The sequence below is a fragment of the Syntrophorhabdaceae bacterium genome (genome assembly GCA_036504895.1).
Taxonomy (GTDB): domain Bacteria; phylum Desulfobacterota; class Syntrophorhabdia; order Syntrophorhabdales; family Syntrophorhabdaceae; genus PNOM01.
This window is the reverse complement of the sequence record DASXUJ010000127.1, coordinates 33,708-54,185: the sequence shown is the minus strand read 5'-3', so window position 1 is coordinate 54,185 and position 20,478 is coordinate 33,708. Positions and strand designations below refer to the sequence as shown.

Annotated in this window: 22 protein-coding genes; 8 read left to right on the top strand and 14 right to left on the bottom strand. The window is 55.4% G+C overall.

What is annotated here, in order from left to right:
* The first annotated feature begins 56 nt into the window (after positions 1-56).
* Together VGJ94_18195 and VGJ94_18190 are read left to right on the top strand one after the other, a co-directional pair.
* Complete coding sequence (locus VGJ94_18195; protein HEY3278554.1) at positions 57-443, top strand: pyridoxamine 5'-phosphate oxidase family protein; 387 nt, start codon at positions 57-59, stop codon at positions 441-443.
* Between the two features lie 37 nt (positions 444-480).
* Positions 481-615: a hypothetical protein gene (locus tag VGJ94_18190; protein ID HEY3278553.1), complete on the top strand. Its 135-nt coding sequence runs from the start codon at positions 481-483 to the stop codon at positions 613-615.
* A 44-nt stretch (positions 616-659) separates the two neighbouring features.
* Here the strand turns inward: VGJ94_18190 and VGJ94_18185 are convergent, their stop codons facing one another.
* Both VGJ94_18185 and VGJ94_18180 read right to left on the bottom strand, forming a co-directional pair.
* Positions 660-1,112: a hypothetical protein gene (locus tag VGJ94_18185; GenBank protein HEY3278552.1), complete on the bottom strand. Its 453-nt coding sequence runs from the start codon at positions 1,110-1,112 to the stop codon at positions 660-662.
* Between the two features lie 11 nt (positions 1,113-1,123).
* Positions 1,124-1,879 (bottom strand): DUF2071 domain-containing protein, encoded by a 756-nt coding sequence (locus tag VGJ94_18180; protein HEY3278551.1) that lies wholly within the window; start codon positions 1,877-1,879, stop codon positions 1,124-1,126.
* A gap of 41 nt (positions 1,880-1,920) precedes the next feature.
* Here VGJ94_18180 and VGJ94_18175 point away from each other — a divergent pair, with 41 nt between their 5' ends.
* Positions 1,921-2,895 (top strand): TIGR01777 family oxidoreductase, encoded by a 975-nt coding sequence (locus tag VGJ94_18175; GenBank protein HEY3278550.1) that lies wholly within the window; start codon positions 1,921-1,923, stop codon positions 2,893-2,895.
* Here the strand turns inward: VGJ94_18175 and VGJ94_18170 are convergent.
* Together VGJ94_18170 and hcp are read right to left on the bottom strand one after the other, a co-directional pair.
* Complete coding sequence (locus VGJ94_18170; GenBank protein HEY3278549.1) at positions 2,847-3,395, bottom strand: hemerythrin domain-containing protein; 549 nt, start codon at positions 3,393-3,395, stop codon at positions 2,847-2,849. The genes VGJ94_18175 and VGJ94_18170 overlap by 49 nt on opposite strands.
* An 88-nt stretch (positions 3,396-3,483) precedes the next feature.
* Positions 3,484-5,106, bottom strand: a complete 1,623-nt coding sequence (hcp, locus tag VGJ94_18165) for a hydroxylamine reductase (protein HEY3278548.1) — start codon at positions 5,104-5,106, stop codon at positions 3,484-3,486.
* A 269-nt stretch (positions 5,107-5,375) separates the two neighbouring features.
* On the opposite strand from hcp, the gene VGJ94_18160 reads away from it, so the two are divergent.
* The 3 genes from VGJ94_18160 to VGJ94_18150 are packed head-to-tail and all read left to right on the top strand — an operon-like array spanning position 5,376 to position 11,272.
* Complete coding sequence (locus VGJ94_18160) at positions 5,376-6,947, top strand: efflux transporter outer membrane subunit (GenBank protein HEY3278547.1); 1,572 nt, start codon at positions 5,376-5,378, stop codon at positions 6,945-6,947.
* Positions 6,948-6,989: 42 nt separating this feature from the next.
* Positions 6,990-8,156, top strand: coding sequence for an efflux RND transporter periplasmic adaptor subunit (locus VGJ94_18155; GenBank protein HEY3278546.1), 1,167 nt, complete (start codon positions 6,990-6,992; stop codon positions 8,154-8,156).
* Positions 8,153-11,272, top strand: a complete 3,120-nt coding sequence (locus VGJ94_18150; protein ID HEY3278545.1) for an efflux RND transporter permease subunit — start codon at positions 8,153-8,155, stop codon at positions 11,270-11,272. Before VGJ94_18155 ends, VGJ94_18150 begins: the two co-directional genes overlap by 4 nt.
* On the opposite strand, the gene VGJ94_18145 is transcribed toward VGJ94_18150, so the two are convergent.
* The 9 genes from VGJ94_18145 to xseB form a co-directional block, all read right to left on the bottom strand.
* A complete protein-coding gene (locus VGJ94_18145; GenBank protein HEY3278544.1) occupies positions 11,269-12,399 on the bottom strand; it encodes a nitronate monooxygenase in 1,131 nt (376 codons plus the stop codon). The two genes, VGJ94_18150 and VGJ94_18145, sit on opposite strands and share 4 nt — an antisense overlap.
* A 198-nt stretch (positions 12,400-12,597) precedes the next feature.
* The gene (gene rpoZ / locus VGJ94_18140) at positions 12,598-12,837 is read right to left on the bottom strand and encodes a DNA-directed RNA polymerase subunit omega (GenBank protein HEY3278543.1); all 240 of its coding nucleotides are present in this window, start codon (positions 12,835-12,837) and stop codon (positions 12,598-12,600) included.
* Complete coding sequence (gene gmk, locus VGJ94_18135) at positions 12,837-13,403, bottom strand: guanylate kinase (protein ID HEY3278542.1); 567 nt, start codon at positions 13,401-13,403, stop codon at positions 12,837-12,839. Before gmk ends, rpoZ begins: the two co-directional genes overlap by 1 nt.
* Entirely contained in the window at positions 13,393-14,259 is an 867-nt protein-coding gene (locus tag VGJ94_18130; GenBank protein HEY3278541.1) for a YicC/YloC family endoribonuclease, read from the bottom strand. The genes gmk and VGJ94_18130 overlap by 11 nt, the downstream gene beginning before the upstream one ends.
* Entirely contained in the window at positions 14,256-14,780 is a 525-nt protein-coding gene (locus VGJ94_18125) for a DUF4416 family protein (GenBank protein HEY3278540.1), read from the bottom strand. Before VGJ94_18125 ends, VGJ94_18130 begins: the two co-directional genes overlap by 4 nt.
* Positions 14,750-15,499 (bottom strand): TlyA family RNA methyltransferase, encoded by a 750-nt coding sequence (locus VGJ94_18120; protein ID HEY3278539.1) that lies wholly within the window; start codon positions 15,497-15,499, stop codon positions 14,750-14,752. The genes VGJ94_18125 and VGJ94_18120 overlap by 31 nt, the downstream gene beginning before the upstream one ends.
* Complete coding sequence (gene dxs / locus VGJ94_18115; GenBank protein HEY3278538.1) at positions 15,481-17,349, bottom strand: 1-deoxy-D-xylulose-5-phosphate synthase; 1,869 nt, start codon at positions 17,347-17,349, stop codon at positions 15,481-15,483. Before dxs ends, VGJ94_18120 begins: the two co-directional genes overlap by 19 nt.
* Positions 17,349-18,236, bottom strand: a complete 888-nt coding sequence (locus VGJ94_18110; GenBank protein ID HEY3278537.1) for a farnesyl diphosphate synthase — start codon at positions 18,234-18,236, stop codon at positions 17,349-17,351. Before VGJ94_18110 ends, dxs begins: the two co-directional genes overlap by 1 nt.
* On the bottom strand, positions 18,233-18,454 hold the full coding sequence (xseB, locus tag VGJ94_18105) for an exodeoxyribonuclease VII small subunit (protein ID HEY3278536.1): 222 nt from the start codon (positions 18,452-18,454) through the stop codon (positions 18,233-18,235). Before xseB ends, VGJ94_18110 begins: the two co-directional genes overlap by 4 nt.
* Before the next feature lie 224 nt (positions 18,455-18,678).
* Between xseB and VGJ94_18100 the strand changes: the two genes are divergently transcribed.
* Both VGJ94_18100 and VGJ94_18095 read left to right on the top strand, forming a co-directional pair.
* Complete coding sequence (locus VGJ94_18100; protein HEY3278535.1) at positions 18,679-19,356, top strand: DUF3313 domain-containing protein; 678 nt, start codon at positions 18,679-18,681, stop codon at positions 19,354-19,356.
* A 26-nt stretch (positions 19,357-19,382) separates the two neighbouring features.
* The gene (locus tag VGJ94_18095; GenBank protein ID HEY3278534.1) at positions 19,383-19,970 is read left to right on the top strand and encodes a hypothetical protein; all 588 of its coding nucleotides are present in this window, start codon (positions 19,383-19,385) and stop codon (positions 19,968-19,970) included.
* Between the two features lie 14 nt (positions 19,971-19,984).
* Here VGJ94_18095 and VGJ94_18090 read toward each other — a convergent pair whose 3' ends face one another.
* Positions 19,985-20,440, bottom strand: a complete 456-nt coding sequence (locus VGJ94_18090) for a thioesterase family protein (GenBank protein HEY3278533.1) — start codon at positions 20,438-20,440, stop codon at positions 19,985-19,987.
* Positions 20,441-20,478 lie beyond the last annotated feature (38 nt).

Genomic DNA, 20,478 nt, shown 5'->3' with positions numbered 1-20,478 from the left:
AAAAGTGATGAGTGTAAAATGAGCCCGGTCCACACAACGCCTAAAGGAGGCACATTATGAATTTGAGCGAGTATTTTGAGAACGCGACGGGAAGGGGCGTTCTCGCCACCTCGGGGCCTGAGGGCAGGGTGGATGTGGCGGTCTATTCCCGACCCCATTTTATCGATGAGGAGACGGTTGCTTATATCATGACCGACCGGCTCACCCACGAAAATCTCCAGTCGAACCCTTACGGAGCCTACATCTTTATTGAATCGGGAGCGAAATTCGAGGGCAAACGGCTTTATCTCAAGAAACTAAAGGAGGAGACCGATCCGGAAATTATAGACAAGATGAGATGGAGGAAGACCTATGTGATTCCCGAAGAACAAAAGGGAGAGAAGAGGTTCGTCGTCTTCTTCAAGATCGAGAAGGTGCTCAACCTTATCGGTGCGGGCCAATAGCGTGCACGACCACCCTCACCCCCATAACCGTCCTGATATGGCGAAATTTCTTACGAACCTCCACGTGGAGATGCCGCTCACGCGAAAGATATGGCTCCTCGTGAGAAACAACATGAAGAAGATCCTCTTCCTGAGGAGTTGCTGCGGCCACCATGGCGAGCCCGGATGCTGACAGAGCGACGAAGGACCTGCCGGTCGGCGGGACTGAATTCGGGATCATAAGAAGGCATAAAGGAAGAGACAGTAAAGAAGGTAAAACACTATGTGGAGGAGGAGTTGCTCGAGCCATGAAAATTTGCCCGATCTCCTTCCGAGAATGCCTTCCCCTGCAAGGGGAAGGGCAATGAAGAGCATGGAGAGCCAGAGAAGGGCAACATAGACGCTTATCCAGCCAAACCGTATGGCTTCCCCGCCGGGCACGCCGAAAAAGGCGGTTGCAATGAAATAGAGGGCCCCGAAGATCCCGCTCGTCAGCAGATGAACGACGAGGCCCGCACAAAAGAGAAATCCAAAGCCGGACTTGAGCTTGAGACTTTTTACGAGAAAAGAGCCGTCCACGAGAATGAGGCTTGATTTGAATATTCTCAGGGTAAAGAGGATATGGGAGAGAAACCCCATGATAACCCCCGCGAGGGCGCCTGAGGTAAAGCCGGCGGCGACTGGATGCATGACTCCTCCTTTCAATCACCCGGGTGCAAGATAATGGGCGGCATGGAGACGACAAAATGGGCTTTCGCCACGACGATCGCGTTGAAGGGCGTGGTCAGATCGTCCTCGGACAGGAGCCCCAGGCGAAGGGACAAAGGAAACTCCATATGAGAAATTCTTGCAAAGAACGGCTCGGCCTCGGGGTGTTTCACTTCGATGCGGGCAAGGCCGGAAGGAATGATGAAGAAACCTGTTTGGGGACCCATGAGTGACCGGGCGGCTTCATGGGAGCTCACAAACGGGCCTTTCACCACCGGTTCCGCCCCTGCCTCCAAATTCACGCGGAAATCCCTTTCCCAGCGGCCTTCCGCATTGTAGCGGGTGAGTCCGTTTCCGTCATATCCGGCAACGATGGCCAGGGAGACAAAATGCCAGGGAATGCCGAGAATATTCGTTGCCATGGAGACGAAGCGGGAAGTGATGCCGCTTTTCAGGAAGAGGACTGCGGGCGTTCCTGTGAGGGGGTCGATCACATAGGTGCGAATATTCACCTGATCGTAGGCGAAACGGGCAATGGGGAGGAAGGAGATGCCCACATTCCTGCAATGAAAAATGACGAAGGAGAGGACCGTCCTGCCCTCGCCGGTGAAGGCGAAGGCGATTTGGCGAGGGACATAGGGCCTGAGCCGTTCCTCCGGCACCAGATAGGAGAGGTAAAGGAGGTCGTGCAACTCCATCTTTACGTTGAAGGGAGGGATAATATTCATAGTCACTCGATTATAATACATATCGGGCTTTCCGGCAGGATCCTTCATAAGAGAGTAAGAGGATGAAGATATTTATGGCGGGAGGGACGGGTTTCATCGGGAGCCGTCTTATCCCCGCCTTCATACGTGGGGGCCATGAAATCACCCTCCTGGTCCGGCCGGGGGAAGAGAAGGGCTTCGCGCTTTCCGGTGTCCGTATCGTGGAGGGGGACCCGGCTGAATTGGGCCGATGGCAGGAAGACCTCGCAACGCACGAGGCGGTGGTCAATCTTGCCGGGGCCTCGATCTTTCAGAGGTGGACAAAAAAAGCGAGGAGAGAGATAAGGCAGAGCAGGATCAGCTCTACCCGGAATATCGCGGAGGCCGTGAAAGGCTCTTCCGGTCGCACCGCTCACCTCTTCAATGCCTCAGGAGTTGGATATTACGGGTTTAGCGGAGATGCGTCAGTGGATGAAAAGAGTCCGAAGGGAAATACCTTTCTCGCGGACCTTGCGAAACAGTGGGAGACCGAGGCCATGAGGGCTACGGAAGGGGGCGCACGGGTCGTTCTCTGCCGCCTCGGAATCGTGCTCGGCAGGAATGGCGGCGCGTTCACGAGGATCCATCCCCTCGTAAAACTCCATCTCGGCTCTCCCTGGGGCAAGGGCACGCAATGGTTCTCCTGGATCCATGAAGAAGACTGCGTCCGAATTCTCTTGTTTCTCTTCGAGCGTACGGATCTGAAGGGCCCCGTGAATTTCACGTCGCCCTTTCCTGTCACCAACCGGGAATTGATGGGTTTCATGAATGAAGTGGTCGGAAAAAAGCCTTATGTGCCGTCCATACCGGGCCCGCTCATCAGGTTGTCTTTCGGAGAATTTTCGACGGTCTTTCTGAAAGGCCAGAGAGCCGTTCCGGGGGTGCTTCAAAAGGAAGGTTTTTCCTTCCGTTTTCCCGCATTGAAAGAGGCGCTCGCGGATCTGGTCAATACTCAAAAGCAGAGTCCCGTTCACGGTCGGAAGCGGCGCTTTTCCTCGAGGAACACCTTCTCTTTATAAAGGCGGTGGATGAGGTCCCGGTCGAACGCATGCTCTTCGTTGAGCATGGCGTCCTTCTCGTCGGGACTCAAATAGGACATGGAGGGCATGAAGAAGTGCCGGTCCTCTCTTTCTATGTGGTTGGGATAAAAATCGATAAAAAATCTGAGCTCTTCCAGGATAACCGCCACTTCGTCCCTGGCTCCCTTGATATACCGGTCCTTCGAGGCAGTGAGCCTCACCACGTTCTCCCGGCCCTTCCTGTGATCTTCCAGAAGCTCCTCCATTATCAGCCTGTCGAAGGAAGAGAGCTCTTTCTTGTCGAGCGTCCGGAAGAGAATGTCCTCTTCCTTGCCGTGGTGGCAGCGGTCCGCGTAAGTGCGAATGAAATCGACCGCCTCGTCGATGAATGCGGGATCGGGCTCTCCGCCTCCGGAAATCCTCTCCGTCTCCTTCGATATGAGGGCGATCATCCTCTCGATAAGCCTGTGCTCTATCATTAAAGGGGCTATGGGCAGCATGATCGATCACCTCGCGGAAATGATGTGAGCGGAGGAGGTATTTCCCTCCTCCGCCATTTCAATAACCCGTAAAACCCTTAGCTCTTACTTAACCGAGGATGGCTCTTATATCCTCGTCCGGTGTGGTAATCGGTTTGATGTCATAATTTTTCACCAGCACGTCAAGCACCGCGGGGGTCAGAAACGCGGGCAGGGACGGGCCCAGACGCATGTTCTTGATTCCGAGATAAAGCAGGGTAAGGAGAATGGCAACCGCCTTCTGCTCGTACCATGAGAGGACGAGGGAGAGGGGGAGCTCGTTTACACCCACCCCGAACGCATTGGCCAGGGCAACGGCAACCTGGATCGCCGAATAGGCATCGTTACACTGCCCCACGTCGAGCAGGCGGGGGATGCCGCCGATGTCGCCCAGTTTCTTATCGAAGAAGCGGAACTTGCCGCAGGCGAGGGTGAGCACAATCGTATCGGAGGGGAGCTTCTCCACAAATTCGGTATAGTAGTTCCTCCCCGGTTTCGCACCGTCGCAGCCGGCAACGAGGAAGAAGTGGCGGATCTGTTTGTTCTTCACCGCTTCCACGACCTTACCCGCCACGCCCAGAATGGCGTCTCTCGCAAAACCCGTCATGACCGAGCCCCGGTCGAGGTCTTCGGTGTAACCGGGCATGGCAAGGGCCTTCTCGATCACGGGTCCGAAATTGTGGTCTTTCACGTGGGCGACGCCCGGAAAACCAACGGTGCCGGTAGTAAAGATATTTTCCTTGTATACATCCTGGGGTCGCTGAATACAGTTGGTAGTCATGAGAATGGGTCCCGGAAAGAGGGGGAATTCCTTGTGCTGGTTCTGCCAGGCCGTACCGAAATGACCGTAGAAATGGGGATATTTCTTCAGTTCGGGGTAGCCGTGGGTCGGAAGCATCTCGCCATGGGTATAGACGTAAATACCTTTCCCTTCGGTCTGCTTGAGCAGCTCTTCGAGGTCCTTAAGGTCGTGGCCCGAAACGGCGATGGCCTTTCCCTTCTTCCAGCCGAGGGGCACTTCCGTAGGCGCGGGATGACCGTAGGTCCCGGTATTGCCCGCATCGAGGAGCTCCATGGCCCTCAGGTTTATCTCCCCGCACTTGAGCACGAGGGCGAGCCATTCACCGAGATCGAGGCGGTTCAAGAGAAGCTCCACGAGTGCTTCGTGCACAAAGGCGTACACCTTTTCGTCTTCCTGACCCAGGATCTGGGCATGGAATGCATAGGCGGAAACGCCTTTCAGACCGAAGAGCGCCGTATGCTGGAGGGAGAGGATATCGGGATTGATCCCCGTATTCGATTTGAGTCCCACGGGCCATGACTGCCTCTGAAGGCCTTCCACCGTTGCCTCGGGAATGAGGAGGGCGCCGGGAAAGTCCGTATTGCCTCCTTTCGCCTTCACCTCGTCCTTGAGGGCGTCCCTCATCTTCACGCACTGATGGATTAAATCGACAAACCTTTGAGGATCGAAATCCACATTGGTGAGGGTGGAGAAAAGGGCCTCAACGGTAAATACGTTTACCCTCCGGTCGTTTACCCCCACCTTCCTTCCTTCCTTTGCGAAAAAGGCCAGCTCCTTAAGTGCGTAGGCGAGAAGGTCCTGCATGTCCGACACTTCCGGCTGTTTGCCGCATACCCCTATCTTGGTGCATCCTTCGCCTTTTGCCGTTTGCTCACATTGATAACAAAACATAGTCTCCTCCTTGGGATAGGTTGTGGTCTTTCAATCAGTTGCTATGAAGATAATATAACCATGGTACGTACGTGTTTCTTTGACTTAGATCAAAAAAAGCGGAATAAAAACATGTTCCGTCCCGCCAATCCGTCACCCATGGGCTTCCAAAGGGCCTTTCCTCTCGGTTGACACCTTGAAAGGCTGTTCCTATATATAATTCATGGGCCCCGCATAAGCACGGAATTCATGAATCGGAGCCGCGAAACCGGCCATGGGAGACTTTCGGTGTGGCATACGTGATCCTCATCCTTCTGACCTTTATTACGGGTATGACCTTGGGATGCGCGAAAGTGGGCCCCGATTTCGTGCGGCCCGAGGTTCAGCTGTCAACGGGCTGGATCGAGTCGGGCGATACGCGCGTGACGACCGGCGACCAAGGCTTCCTCATGTGGTGGCGCGGGTTTAACGACCCCGTCCTTGAGCGGCTGATTGAAGCCGCATACCGGCAGAACCCTTCTCTCGCGATTGCGGGGGTCAGGGTGCTGGAGGCGCGCGCCCGGTTGGGTATCGCGGTGGGGGGCCTTTATCCTCAGAGCCAAACGATCTCAGGCTATGTCCAGCATAACCGGGTAAGTGAGAATTCCATAGCCGGGGGGATCGTGAATACCCTGAGGTACGATCAGGCGGAGAGCACTCTCGCGGTGAGCTGGGAGCTCGATTTCTGGGGGAGGCTCAGGAGGTACATAGAATCGGCCGACGCGGCGTGGATCGCGACCGTCGCCGATTATGACAATGCCCTGGTGAGCCTTACTGCCGACGTGGCGAATAGCTACATCCTTATCCGCACCCTGGAAAAAAGAATTCTCATCGCACGGCAGAATGTGGAAGCCCAGGCTGAAATTCTAAAAATTGCGGAGGCCCGCTTCAGGCTGGGCACCGCCTCCGCGAGAGACGTGGAGCAGGCGAGGGCATTTCTCACCGACACGAAGGCGACCGTACCTCCTCTCGAAAGCCTGCTCAGGCAGACCAAGAATGGCCTGAGCGTGCTCCTGGGGATTCCTCCGAACCCCCTTAGGGAGATGCTTTCCGGTGAGTCCGGGATTCCCGCGCCTCCTGCCAGGGTGGCGGTGGGCATACCTGCCGACCTCCTTCGCCGCCGCCCCGACATAAGAAGCGCGGAGTTTCAGGCGAGATCGCAATCTGCATTAATCGGCGCAGCAAAGGGGGACCTCTATCCCTCCTTTTCCCTGACCGGCTTCTTCGGGTTTCTTTCAACGGATGTCGGAGATTCGCAGCTAAGGAATATATTCAGGTTGGGAAGCCGGGAATACACGGCAGGTCCCGCCTTCTCCTGGAACGTACTCAATTACGGCAGGATCAGCAACCAGGTGCGGGTACAGGATGCGAGACTCCAACAGCTTCTGATCTCGTATCAGGCAGCGGTCCTTAAAGCCCAGCAGGAAGTCGAGGACGGACTGGCAGTCTTTCTCCGGTCTCAGGACAGGGCCGTCCTTTTATCCGAGAGCGTCCAGGCAGGAAAACGGTCCTTTCAGCTTGCAAAGGCACAGTACGTCGCCGGTACCGTCGATTTTACCGTGGTGCTGGTGGCGGAGCAGAACCTTCTCACGGAGCAGGATAACCTTGCCGTCACCGTAGGCAACATCGCCACCGGCCTGGTGTCTGTCTATCGGGCACTGGGGGGAGGCTGGGAGATAAGGGAAGAGCGGGACCTTGTCCCGGACGAAATAAAGAGGGCTATGGCGCAGCGTACGAACTGGGGTAATCTCCTCGACCCCCCGGCCCATATTCCCGGGACGGGGGAAGAGAAGCGGCGCCTCATCCGCGCACCTGACTGGTAAAAAGACAACCGGCTGGAAAAGAGAGAGAGCGGATATATGACCATGACATACCCAAAGTCCCCCTGGTCCCACGCAAGATTGACCCTCATCTGGATTATTGCATCTATTCTTTTCATACCTTCCCTCCCCGGGTGTCGGAAGAAGGCGCCACCGCCGCCTCCCCCGCCCAGCGTGAGCGTGGCCCTCCCCGAAAAGAGGCGGGTCACCGATTATCTGGAGCTTACGGGCACCACCCAGGCGGTGATGACCGTACAACTTCAGGCGCGGGTGGCCGGATATCTGGAGAAGGTATTCTTCCAGGACGGGCAACCGGTGAAGAAGAATCAGCTCCTCTTCCTTATCCAGCAGAATACGTACCGGGCGAACCTGGAACAGGCAGAGGCCGCGATCCTCCAGTACAGGGCCCAGCTTGAATACGGGGAGAGCCAGTTTCTCCGCTATTCCGCATTGTTTTTGGAAAAAGGCGCTTCCCAGCAGGACGTGGACAACTGGCGTTACCAACGGGACCTGGCCAGGGCAAATCTTATCGCAGCCGAGGCAAAACGGGACCTGGCGAGGCTCGATCTCGCATACACGGAGGTGAGGGCCCCCTTTGACGGGCGCGTCGACAGGAGGCTCAAAGACCCGGGCAACCTTGTAGGCGCCGGAGAAAATACCGTGCTTGCCGCCCTTAATCAGACAGACCCCATGTATGCCTACTTTACCATTAGCGATGGGAACCTTGCGAAGCTTATGAGGGAGGCCCGCTGGTCTCCGGGGCAGACCCGCTCAAGAACGTGGCCCGTATACCTGGGCCTTCCGGAGGAGACGGGCTATCCCCACGAGGGGAGGCTTGACTTTGCGTCGATCAGCCTTACGCCTACGAGCGGGACCTTATTGCTGCGGGCCGTTTTCGGAAACAAGAGCGCGCAAATACTACCCGGTCTCTATGGCCGTCTCAAAATACCGGTCAGGGAGATCGACGCCTTGCTCGTGCCCGAAGAAGCAATGGGGAATGACCAGCAGGGCGCCTTTGTGCTTGTGGTGGGGGCCCGGAACGTGGTGAATCGCGTGGCAGTCAAAAGAGGTCCTGCCGTGGGCACAATGCGGGTGGTGGAACAGGGCCTCTCCGGGAAAGAATGGGTGGTGGTGAGAGGCACTCAAAAGGCGATCCCCGGAAGGCATGTGACCCCCGAGCAGACGGATTCCGGGCAAAAGGCTTCTTCATGATCTCCACTTTCTTTATCGAGCGTCCGATTCTTGCGAATGTCCTCGCCGCGGTGACGGTGATCGTGGGTCTGGTGAGCTATTATTACCTGGCCGTGGAACAGTATCCCCCCATCGTGCCTCCCACCATCCAGGTAATCTCCCGATATCCCGGGGCTGCTGCCTCGGTGGTGGCCGATACGATAGGCGTACCCATAGAACAGGCGGTAAACGGCGTCGAGCGATCCATTTACATGTCTTCCACCAGCGGGAGCGACGGCTCTTATGCCCTGACCATTACATTCGACGTGGGCACCGATCTCGATAAATCCCTTGCCCTGGTTCAGAACCAGGTGAACGGGGCCCTGGCGCAGCTTCCCGGCGACGCTACTACCCAGGGGGTCACGGTGAGGAAAGTTTCGACCAATATTCTCCTTGTGGTAAGCCTCTATTCAGATGATAACCGTTTTGACGAAGCCTTTCTCTCGAATTACGGGATCATCAATATGCAATATCCCCTCGCCCGGCTACCCGGAGTGGGCCAGGCGCGGGTCTTCGGCGCGGGTCCCTACAGTATGCGCGTATGGCTTGACCCGAACAGGCTTAAAGAGTTCGGCCTTACCACCACTGACGTGCTGGCAGTGATCAGGGATCAGAACGTGCAGGTCGTGACGGGACAGCTCGGCGCGCCTCCCGTACCCCAGGGTCAGGCCCACCAGTTCACGATCAACAGCTTGGGACGCCTTTCCGATGTGACTCAATTCGAGAATATCGTGCTGAAAAGCGACGCCGATCAGGCGGCTCGCGTAGTGAGGCTCAAGGACGTATCCCGTATTGACCTCAGCCAGCAGTCTTTCTCGAATTTTGCGAACATAGGGCCGCTGCGCTCCGCCCAGGTAGTCGTATTTGCCCTGCCCGATGCGAATTCCATTGCAGTGGCCGACCAGGTATACAAGGCGGTGGCGGAAATGAGCAAGGAATTCCCGGAGGGCCTCAAGTACACGATCCGCTACGACACCACCACATTCGTGCGGGAGTCCATCTCCAAGGTTTATGAAACCCTGTTCATCGCAGCCGTTCTCGTGCTCCTGGTCATCATGGTCTTTCTCCAGAGCTTCCGCGCCCTCCTCGTTCCCGCCACCACGGTTCCCGTCACGATCATTGGGGCCTTCGGGGCCATGGTCGCCCTCGGTTTCACCATCAACCTCATGACCCTTTTTGCCCTGGTCCTCTCCATAGGCATCGTGGTCGACGATGCCATCGTAATCGTCGAGAACAGCGCCTATTATATCGACAAAGGATTGACGCCCAAGGAGGCTGCGATAAAGGCGATGAGCGAACTGACGGGGCCGGTCATGGGCATCACCGCGGCCCTTACCGCGGTCTTCCTGCCCGCGGCATTTCTGCCCGGCATTACGGGTCTCATCTTCCGCCAATTTGCCCTGGTGATCGCCGCCACTTCGATAATCAGCGCAATGAATGCCCTCACCTTGAAACCGACCCAGTGCGCCCTGTGGCTCAAACCCCGGACGAAGGAGCCGAACAGGTTTTACCGGGGGTTTAACAGGATCTATGACAAAGCGAAGCAACCGTATATGAGTCTCGTCCGGTGGATGGTAATGAGGAGCAATATCATGGTCATCGTCTTCTTCATTATCATTGCGATCGCAGGATGGCAGTTCGTCTCGCGGCCCACGGGTTTTTTACCGTCCGAAGACCAGGGGTACGCCATCCTCTTCGCCCGCCTCCCTGACGGCGCGTCTCAGCCGAGATCCCGTGAGGTCGCGGAAAAGATAGGCAAAGTACTTGGGAATACGCCCGGCATAAAAAGCTGGGTTACAATTGGAGGGTACTCTTTTCTGGATGCGGCCAATGTCTCAACCATCAACAGCACCTTCATTATTTATGACGACTGGTCCAAGCGGGGCCGGGCGCTCAGTCAGGAGAAGCTGATCGCGGGCCTTAACCGTGACCTCTCGAAAATTCAGGAGGCGGACGTGTTTGTGGTCGTCCCTCCTCCGATCCGCGGGCTCGGACAATCGGGAGGTTTCCAGATGATGCTGGAGGACAGAAAAAACCTGGGACTCGAAGAGCTGCAGAAGGCGGTGGACGCCGTGGTCCAAAGGGCGAACTCCGAGGCGAGCCTGCAGGGTATCGCCTCCACCTTCAATACCAGGAGTCCTCAACTTTTTCTCGACATAGACCGCGTAAAGACACGGTCCCTTCAGGTCCCCCTGACCAATGTCTTTGAAACCCTGCGGGGCTACCTCGGCTCATCTTTTGCCAACCTTTTCAATAAATTTAATCAGGTATACCAGGTCTATATTCAGGCGAGCGACGTGCATCGCATCAGGTCCGAGGACATCAAGGGTCTCTACACGAGAAACAGCCAGGGCGATATGGTCCCTCTCGGAAGCCTCCTCGATGTAAAGTTTACCACAGGACCCGAGCTCATCACCCGATATAACCTCTATCCCGCGGCTCCCATATTCGGAAATGCGGCGCCCGGCGTCAGCTCCGGCGAGGCCCTCGGCCTCATGGAGCGCAGGCTCTCCGAGACCGTGGCCCGGGGCATCGGATTCGATTGGACCGCCACCAGTTACCAGGAGAAGAGGGTGGGAAACCAGGCGTACTTCATCTATGCCTTGTCGGTCACTCTCGTGTTTATGGTGCTTGCCGCACTCTACGAAAGCTGGACTTCGCCCGCTGCGGTGATCCTCGTCGTGCCCATGGCCCTCGTGGGCGTCCTGATAGCGCTCATGGTCCGTGGGTTTGACAACAATCTCTATACCCAGATCGGGCTCGTGCTCATGATCGCCCTTGCCAGCAAGAATGCTATTCTGATCGTGGAATTTGCACGGGACCTGCATAAAGAGGGCATGTCGGCAGCGGAAGCCGCCATAGAAGCGACGAGCCGGAGGTTCCGTCCTATTGTGATGACCTCCATTGCATTTATCCTGGGGGTTGTGCCTCTCCTGTTCGCAAGCGGTGCAGGAGCCGCGGGGCAGCAGGCGATAGGCACTGTAGTCTTTGGGGGTATGATTGCATCTACGGTATTGGCGATCCCCTTTGTCCCGGTATTTTACGTGGCGACACAAAGGTTGAGCGAAAGGGTGGGCAGAAAGAAAAAAGAGGCCTAGGTCTTCTCTTCCTCTTCGGGGAAGCCGGCAAGCTCCCTCATGACGGCCCTCGCGGTCGTCCTCTTCTTTACCCTCCACGCGATCGCGCCGGCGGTGTAGAGAGGCTCCTCGGTATCCGTATTGTATCCGCCGGATGAAAGAAGGCCGTTGCAGATGCAGAAGGAGAGCTCATTGTCCTCTTTTGCGGTACATTGGTTGTAGACGCCCTGTGCGTCCTTGAAAAGCACGTATCCCTTATCGCATTTCGGTTTTCTGCTTCGTGCGAGGGAGGATACGAACATGGGTGAAGCCTTGAGGACCCTGAAGGGCAGTCCGCATGGCGACCCGGGCTGGTTTGCCACCAGGATATCCCCCTCTTCCGAATCGATGACCGCCTGTTTATACTCGTCGGTCGCGCTCGACTCCTCGGTGGTGAGAAATTTGGTCCCCATCTGTACCCCGTCCGCGCCCAGACGGAGGAATCTCACGATGTCTGCATGGGTGAATATGCCTCCTGCCACGATCACGGGAAAATCACCATGTTTTAAGGCAATTTCCTTTACAGGGGGCAGCAGGTTCTCGAGCTTGTTCGATTCCAGGTCTATCTGCTCGAATTTGAAACCCAGGTGGCCGCCCGCAAGAGGTCCTTCCAGGACCACTGCATCAGGCCTGTACGACGCCTTTTCCCATTTCCGGATAATCAACTCCAGGGCCCTGGGCGAGGAGACGATGGGAATAAGGGCGGTGCCGTTCGGCTCTTTGATGGCGGGCAGGTTCATGGGCAATCCACCGCCCGATATGATTACATCCGCCTTGGCATCGATCGCCGCGATTACGGTGTCTTTATAGTCTCTTCCGAGGGCTACCATGATATTGATGCCCGTCACGCCTCCTTCGGCCTGGGCAAGGGACATCTCTTCCATGACGGCGTCATAAACGGATAGTTTCTTACCGGTTCTTTTTGAGACGATCCGGTCGAGGGCTGCACTGGAGACGATGCCCACTCCGCCTTCACGTGCTACGGCTGACGCGAGAGGGTGCAGGGATACACCGACCCCCATCCCTCCTTGAATGATAGGTAAGTTAATACGTTTCCCCTTTATTATAAGGGGCGGCAACAGGTTCTTGGATTCGGACAGCGGGAACACTCCTTAAATTGACTCTTCTATAAAACGACCAGTGATGGGTAGTTCTCTGATCAGGTTTACGAGAATAGCGTTAATATTAATCACCATATTATCCTCTATAACGTGAAGCATTACAAGAGAAAACTTTTTACCCCGCGACTGGGGCCGATCGACGCCGTTTTCGTTCTCGCCGAAGGGGACCGCATGGTATACAGTTGCTCAAGGGGTAAAGTTGGAAAGCTGATAAGGTATTTCTTTCGTCTCGAGAGACTCTTTCTTCTCGAAGTAGACCGCGTGGTCGGCAATCTCCCTTAAGGCAGTCACTATTTCTTTGTTTGAAGATTTTGCCAGTGGCGTGGCGCCCTTCAGCAGTTGTTTCGCCCGTCTCGCAGACAGGTGGACCAGCTCGAACCTGTTCTCCACCGTTTCCATGCAATCTTCAACCGTTATCCTCGCCATTACATCCTCCTCATTGCATCCACGATGGCCACGAAATCTTCGTAAGCCTTCTCCAGGGTATCATTAACAATAGTATATTGGAAGAATCGCTTTTGTGCAAGCTCTTCTTCGACCCTCTTCATCCTGAGTTCCAGTTCCTTCTCTCCCCGCAGGGATAAACGCTTGACCAGCTCTTCTTTTGACGGGGGCTCCACAAAGACGAGGCATGCTTCAGGACATTTCTCTTTGATCCGGAGAGCGCCTTTTACGTCTATATCGAGAATCATGTCGAGCCCCTGCCGGAGCGTATCGCCCACCTCTTTTGCCGGGGTGCCGTAGGAATGGCTATGCACCTGCTCCCATTCAAGAAAAGACTCTTCTTCAACCATCTTCCGGAAAAGGGCCTGATCGATAAAGTAGTAATCTTTTCCGTCCTCCTCGCGGGGCCTCTTCTGCCTCGTCGTATAGGAGATGGAGAAGTGGGAACGTGCGTCTTCTTTCAGGAAACGTTCTATAATCGAGCTCTTTCCCGCCCCGGACGGCCCGGACACGACAAAAAGCCGTCCTTTTTTCCCTTTATTCGACATTCTGAGCCTGCTCCCTCAGTTTCTCTATCTCAACTTTTATCTGGATAACCCGTTCGTTCACATAGAGGTCGTTCGACTTGCTCCCGATGGTGTTGGCCTCTCTCACCATCTCCTGAATAATGAAATCGAGCTTTCTTCCTATCGATTCATCGGACGCGACCGTATCCTGGAAATTACCTATGTGGCCCCTGAGCCTCACGAGTTCCTCGGCGATATCGAGACGCTCCATGTAGATCGCAAGCTCCTGCAATATCCTCCCCTCGTCGACAGGGATTCCTTTTGTCGCCTCCGTCACCCTCTCGCGCAGCTTTTCTCCATGGGCCTCGATAACCGAAGGCCATCGCTCCTCGATCTCTTTGAGATAGCCGGATATCGACTCCAGCCGACCGAAGAGGTCGCTCAGTATAAGGGCCCCTTCCCGGGCCTTCTCTTCATTCAGTTTCGTAAGAAGGGAGTGGAACGCGGGAAGGAGGATCTCTTCCGGTATCCCGTTACTCTCCTCAAAGGTGATGATCTCCCGCTGGTTGAACAAGGTTTCCAGGGTGAGATCCCCTTTGATCCCGTATTCTTCCTTCAGGCTCCGTGCCATCTCCACATACTGCTTTACCGTACCCTCGTTCACTTTAAATGGGGCCGGTTGTCCCGACGAGCGCTCCCACCTGACCACGAGGTCAAGTTTACCCCGTTTCACGCTTTGTTTTGCCATCTCTCTCAGCTTCTGTTCGTAGCCGGAATCGGCCCGCGAGAGCTTTATGCTGACTTCAAGGTAGCGACTGTTTAAGGACCTCGCTTCACCGTAAAGCTTCCCTTCGGCGCTTTCTACCTCCACTTTGGCAAATCCTGTCATACTCTTCATGGTTTCAGCATCCCCTTATAGATCTCTCTCCATTGGTTCATGATAAATATGGTCTCTTTTTCGCGGTAATCGGGATAGGTCCATTCGAGGGGCCGGTATGTCCCGTTCTGGAACATGAGGGTCAGGTCGGCGTAGATGCCCTTACTGAGGTAAACCCTGTGGGAATACCCTTTTGTGGTGGCGAGTATAATGTGCTCAAGGGCGATATAGCCGGGATCGATGTTGACGGTTCTCTTTCCCTGTACCTTGAGCTGCCTCTCTATCTCGTTGGTCTGGAGCTTTATCTCCGGCAGGAGGTCTCTGTGGAGCAAGGGCTCGAAAAGGAGGAAGACCCTCATGATATTTCCTCCCATCTCCTTATCGTAGTAGGTGCTGTGGATAAACGGGATAAGCCCCGTGGTCTGCTCTATCTTCCCGATGTAGCTCACCAGTTCCCCCTCCGCTTTATGAAGGGATATCTCGGTGGCGAACATCAGGCTCGCGAAGTACTTCACTGATTTGGGGATGTGCGGATTTCCCATAATATGAAATATTCCTTGTTTTTTTTCTTCCTGTCCCGGGGGACCTCTATCGAATCTTTTGCCTCTACCCCGATCGAGAGACCGAAGGCCTTTATCTCCTCCATCACTCGGGAGATCTTCTCCTGGTCCTTCACAATCCCGCCTTTGCCTACTTCAAACCGACCCACCTCGAACTGAGGCTTAAAAAGAGACATAATACATCCCCCGGGCTTGATCAAGGAGACCACGGGCGGCAGTATCTTCCTCAGGGAGATGAAGGATACGTCTATAGTCACCACGTCCACCAGCTCGCCTATGTCTTCAAGCGTGAGGGTCCGGGCGTTCAGGTTTTCCCGGAGGACGACCCTCTCGTCCTTTCTCAGCTTCTCGTGGAGTTGATGGGTGCCTACGTCGATGGCGTGGACTTTCCGCACTCCATGGGCGAGAAGACAGTCTACAAAGCCCCCCGTGGACGAACCCACATCCAGGGCCGTAAACCCCGTGACGTCGATGCCGAATCTATCGAGCGCCGCTTCGAGCTTGATCCCCCCGTAGCTCACGTATGGGATGGGGTCTCCCCTTACCTCGATGGGGGCGTCGCCGGCTACTTTCATGTCGGGTTTTGTCACCCGCTCGCTTCCGATATATACCTCACCCGCCATGATCAGGACCCTTGCCTTCTCTCTGGAGGGGGCAAGGCCCAGTCTGGCCAGGATGGTATCTATGCGCTCTTTAGCCAATCCTTCACTGCCTTTACGATCCCTTCCCGATCGAGTCCTATTTTGCGCCTCAGACTCGACTGGGACCCGTGGGGCAGGAATGCGTCCGGCAGGCCGATATTTCTGACAGGCACCAGGATGCCCTGTTCAGCCAGCATTTCCGAGACCCCGCTTCCGAAGCCTCCCATGAGGGTATTTTCTTCGACGGTCAGGATTCGTGCGGAATTGGCTGCCACACGGGAAAGCATCTCGCAGTCCATGGGCTTTACGAACCGCCCGTTTATCACAGCGCAATGAATGCCGGCCTCCGCGAGATCGGCGGCGGCCAGAAGGGCAGGGTGGACAGGGCTCCCGCAGGCGATAATCGCCACGTCGGTGCCGGTCCTCAAAAGCTCCCATGAGCCCAGCGGAATTTCCTCGAATTCGGGGGCCATGGCAACCCCCAGCGCTTCACCCCGGGGATACCTGACGGCAACGGGTTTTCCATAGCAGTACGCGGAATAGAGCATCTGCCTCAGCTCATTTTCGTCCTTAGGGGTCATGAGGATGAGGTTCGGGATGGAGCGGAAATAGGTGAGATCGAAGGCGCCGTGATGGGTAGGTCCGTCCTGTCCCACGATGCCGCCTCGATCGACGGCGAAGACCACCGGGAGGTCCTGGAGACAGACGTCAAGGATGATCTGATCGTAGGCCCTTTGGAGGAACGTAGAATAAATGGCGATGAAAGGCCTCAATCCCCCGAGGGCGAGGGCGCCGGCGAAGGTGACGCCATGCTGCTCCGCAATACCGATATCATAAAACCGTTCGGGAAAAAGCTGGGAAAACCGGTCGAGTCCTGTGCCCAGGCCCATGGCCGCGGTGATCGCCACAATCCTCTCATCTTTTTCGGCAAGCTCGATCATTGTCTGACCGAATATGTCGGTATAAGTCTTTACCCCTTTGGAGGTGGAGGCGCCTGTTTCGAGCTCGAAGGTGGAGATGCCGTGAAACCTCTCGGGATCGTCCTCCGCATGGACATAACCCTTCCCCTTTTTCGTGATCACGTGGAGGAGCACAGGACCCCTCAGGCGCTTCACGTTCTGGAGGTTATCGAGGAGATGGCCGAGATTGTGACCGTCTACAGGCCCCACATACTGGAAACCGAGGGCTTCGAAGAGCATGCCCGGCGTAACCAGGGCCTTTATGGTCTCTTCCACGTGGCGCGCCACCTTGTACACGGTATCGCCTACCGGTTGGGGCAGCTTCCTGAGCCTTGACTTGACCTCTTCGCGCAAGTTGCTCATGAACTCCCCTGTCATGATCTTATTGAGATATGACGAAAGGGCGCCGATGTTTTTGGAGATGGACATCTCATTGTCATTGAGAATGACGATAATATCGCTTCTTAAGTGGCCGGCGTGGTTGAGTGCCTCGAAAGACATGCCTCCCGTAAGCGAGCCGTCGCCGATAACCGCAACTATCTTATGGTTCTTGCCCGTTTTATTGCGCGCTTCGGCGAGGCCCACCGCCACAGAGATGGAATTGCTCGCATGACCGGTGTCAAAGACGTCGTAGACGCTTTCTTTGCGTGAGGGAAAGCCGCTTATGCCGCCATTCTGACGCAAGGTGGCGAACCGGCCTTTTCTGCCGGTTACCAGTTTATGGGTATAGCTCTGATGGCCCACATCCCAAATAATCTTATCCTGCGGTGAGTCGAAGACGCAATGGAGGGCGAGGGTCAACTCCACCACGCCCAGGTTGGAGGAAAGGTGCCCTCCCGTGTGAGAGACCGTGTCGATGATGCACCGGCGCACTTCTTCGGCGAGCTGGGAGAGCTCACCCGCGTCCAGCTTCTTTAAGTCTCCGGGGCCCTCTATTCTCTCGAGAAACATTAAGAGACCCGACTGCCGATAAACTGAGCCAATTCGGCGAGGATGGCGGAATTATCGCCTAAAAACTGGACGGATTTTACCGCTTCTTCGGTGAGCTGTTCCAGCTTGATCTTGGACGCAACCACGCCGTAATGTCTTACGTAGGTCTGTTTATTCGTATCCTTCTTCAGGCGCTTGCCCACTATTTCCTCGTCTCCCTCCACATCGAGAAGATCGTCCATGATCTGAAAAGCGAGACCGAGCGCCTCTCCGTAGCGGGTGAATTTTGCAAGGGCCCGCGTCTTTGCTCCTCCCATAATCGCTCCTACCCGTACTGAAGCCCTGATAAGGGCCGTGGTCTTTCGGGAGTGGATGTAATGAAGGATATTCTTGGTGCCTTCCTTCCCGTCATAGAGGACATCCATCACCTGACCGGCGACCATGCCCTCGGCCCCTGCCGCGGAGGCTACTTCAAAGATGACATCCCGCACGATCCTGGGGTTTATACGCTCTCCATGCCGGTTATCCGCCATTAACCTGAAGGCTTCGGTAAGGAGCCCGTCGCCCGCCAGAAGGGCGATCGCCTCGCCGTACACTTTGTGGCACGTAGGTTTTCCCCTTCTCAGGTCATCGTTGTCGAGGCTCGGGAGGTCGTCGTGGATCAGGGAATATGTATGGATCATCTCGATGGCACAGGCAAAAGGCAGCAGATCGTCCGAGCTTTTCCCCTGGGCCTCGCATGCAGCTATTGCCAGAATCGGCCTTATTCTCTTCCCATGAGAAAAAAGCATATATCCCATGGAATCTCTAAGAACGGAAGGAGGCGTCTTCAGTGAAGAGAACAGGTCTTTAAGACTGTTCTCGACGATTATCTGTTTCTCTCGCAAATAGCTTGCCAGATCGGTCACGTATCTTCCCTGTCGAAGGCCCCTTTATCTATCGAGCCGTCCTCTTTTTTGATCAGCACCTCGACCTTTTTCTCTATCTCATCAAGTCTTTTGGAGAGTTCTTTGGTGAGGGAGAGTCCTTCCTTGAACAGGCCGAGGGCCTCGTCAAGAGGGATATTGCCGTTGTCAAGGCTTTTCACTATGTTTTCGAGCTTCTTGAGCCCATCTTCAAATTTCATGGACATTTTTATTATAGAATTTAAAATCTTACATGGCAAGTATTTCGTGATTGCCGGCCGTGGAAGGGTGCTCTTTTACTTCCCGCCTCCGGGAATTCGTTGACGGGACCCGGCTATTCGGGATATAAATTCTTTGGGTATCGGTCCTTCGAAAATGGGGGAGGAACCGACTGATAAGATTCCCTGACCCGCAATTAAAGGAATTTTTCAAGGAGAGAGCATATATGAAAAAGCCGATAATGAGCGTTATTCTGGCATCCTTTGTTTTTGCCTTATGTGCGGTATCGCCCGGCCACGGGGCGGAGAAGGAGTTCTCCGGATTTCTGAATGACTACAGTCAGCTTGGTCCCGGTCCCAAAGAAGGGGCCAAATATCGTTACGTCAAACCCGGTGTCGATTTTACAAAGTATAAGAAGGTTATGCTCGACGGCGTGGTCTTCTTTTTTGCCGAAGATTCCAAATATAAAGGAATCGACCCCACAGAGCTTAAGGACCTTTCCGACCAGTTCAATCAGGCCGCGGCGAAGGCCCTGGGCGACGCCTATCCCTTAGTGGCCGAGGCCGGTCCCGATGTGCTCCGGTTAAGAGTGGCGATTACCAAACTCGAATCTTCGAGCCCCGGAAGAAGCGTAATCTCTTCGGTAATTCCCGTGGGCATTGCCATCAGCGTGGTGAAGAAAGCCGCCACAGGCTCATGGACGGGCGCCGGTAAAACGGGCATGGAAATGGAGGCGCTCGATTCCCTGTCAAATGAGCGGATCGCCGCCGCGGTCGATGAGAGGCCCGGAGGTAAAACGTCAAGTTTCACCAAATGGGGCTCCGCCAAAGAGGCCTTCGAGTTTTGGGCACAACGCCTAAGGACGGTTCTCGATAAGGTCAATGGGATAGAACCGAAGGAATAATATCGGGAATGGAGGAAGAAAGAGAAATGAAGAAATTATGGAGCGCTGTACTGGCGTCTGCTTTGTTGGTGATGTGGCTCGGCCTCGCGCCGGCCGTTGCCGAGGGTCCGAAGAAGAAAGAGAACGGGAAACCGGGCGCGGTGCTCGCGGAAGTAATGAGCGTGACGGCATCGGTCGAAGCAATAGACCAGGCGAAGCGCACCCTGACATTGAAGCTCCCTGACGGGACGAAAAAAACCGTAAAGGTAGGCAAGGAAGTAATAAATTTCGATCGCATAAAGGCGGGCGACCAGCTGAAGACCACATATTACGAGTCGGTTGCCGTGTTCGTCAGGAAATCTGATGAACCGCCCGTGGAGACGGAGGTTGGGACCGTGAGAGTGGCTCCGAAAGGCGCCAAGCCCGGAATAATGGTCGCCGACATCTCCGAGATCACCGCGAAGGTGGAGGCGATCGATTATAAGAACCGGATGGTGACCCTCAAGGGGCCTGAAGGGCAATCGGGAACCTTTACGGTCGACAGGAGGGTGAAGAGGTTTATGGCGATAAAGCCCGGGGACGAGCTGGTGGTAAGGATCACGGACGCCCTGGCAGTGGCCGTCGAAACGCCGTAACGGGACCGGCGCTTTCAGCCGGGAGGAGTGGAGACCGGTAACTCTTTCGACGTGAGGCCTTCCATAAGGGCACGGGGCACAGGCACGGCCTTGCGTGACCTGTAATCGAAGGTCACCATGCCCGTTTCAGCAAGGGCGATCAGGGTCTGCTCCTTTGAGACGCGATAAAAGAGGCGAAAGGCGGTCCGGGTAAATTCATCCGCGTGTATGGCAATGATGAGACGATCGAGCATAAAGGCCTCCGCCCTGTAATTTACCACAAGGTCGGACATGATGAGCCCGGAGCGTGTGTCGCCGAGGTCGAGTTCGGTCAATCCCAGCCGGGAAAGCATATGGACCCGCGCGGCGCCCAAAAGCGATATGAGAGAATCGTGGCCCAGGTGACCGCCATAATTGATGTCCCGCGGCTCAAGCGTAAGGGGATGTTGAAATTCATATGCCTTCTGTTCGACCAATCTTATTCGGGTCATGACGGTCACCTCCGGAGTTTCTGGCGTGGCTTCCCATT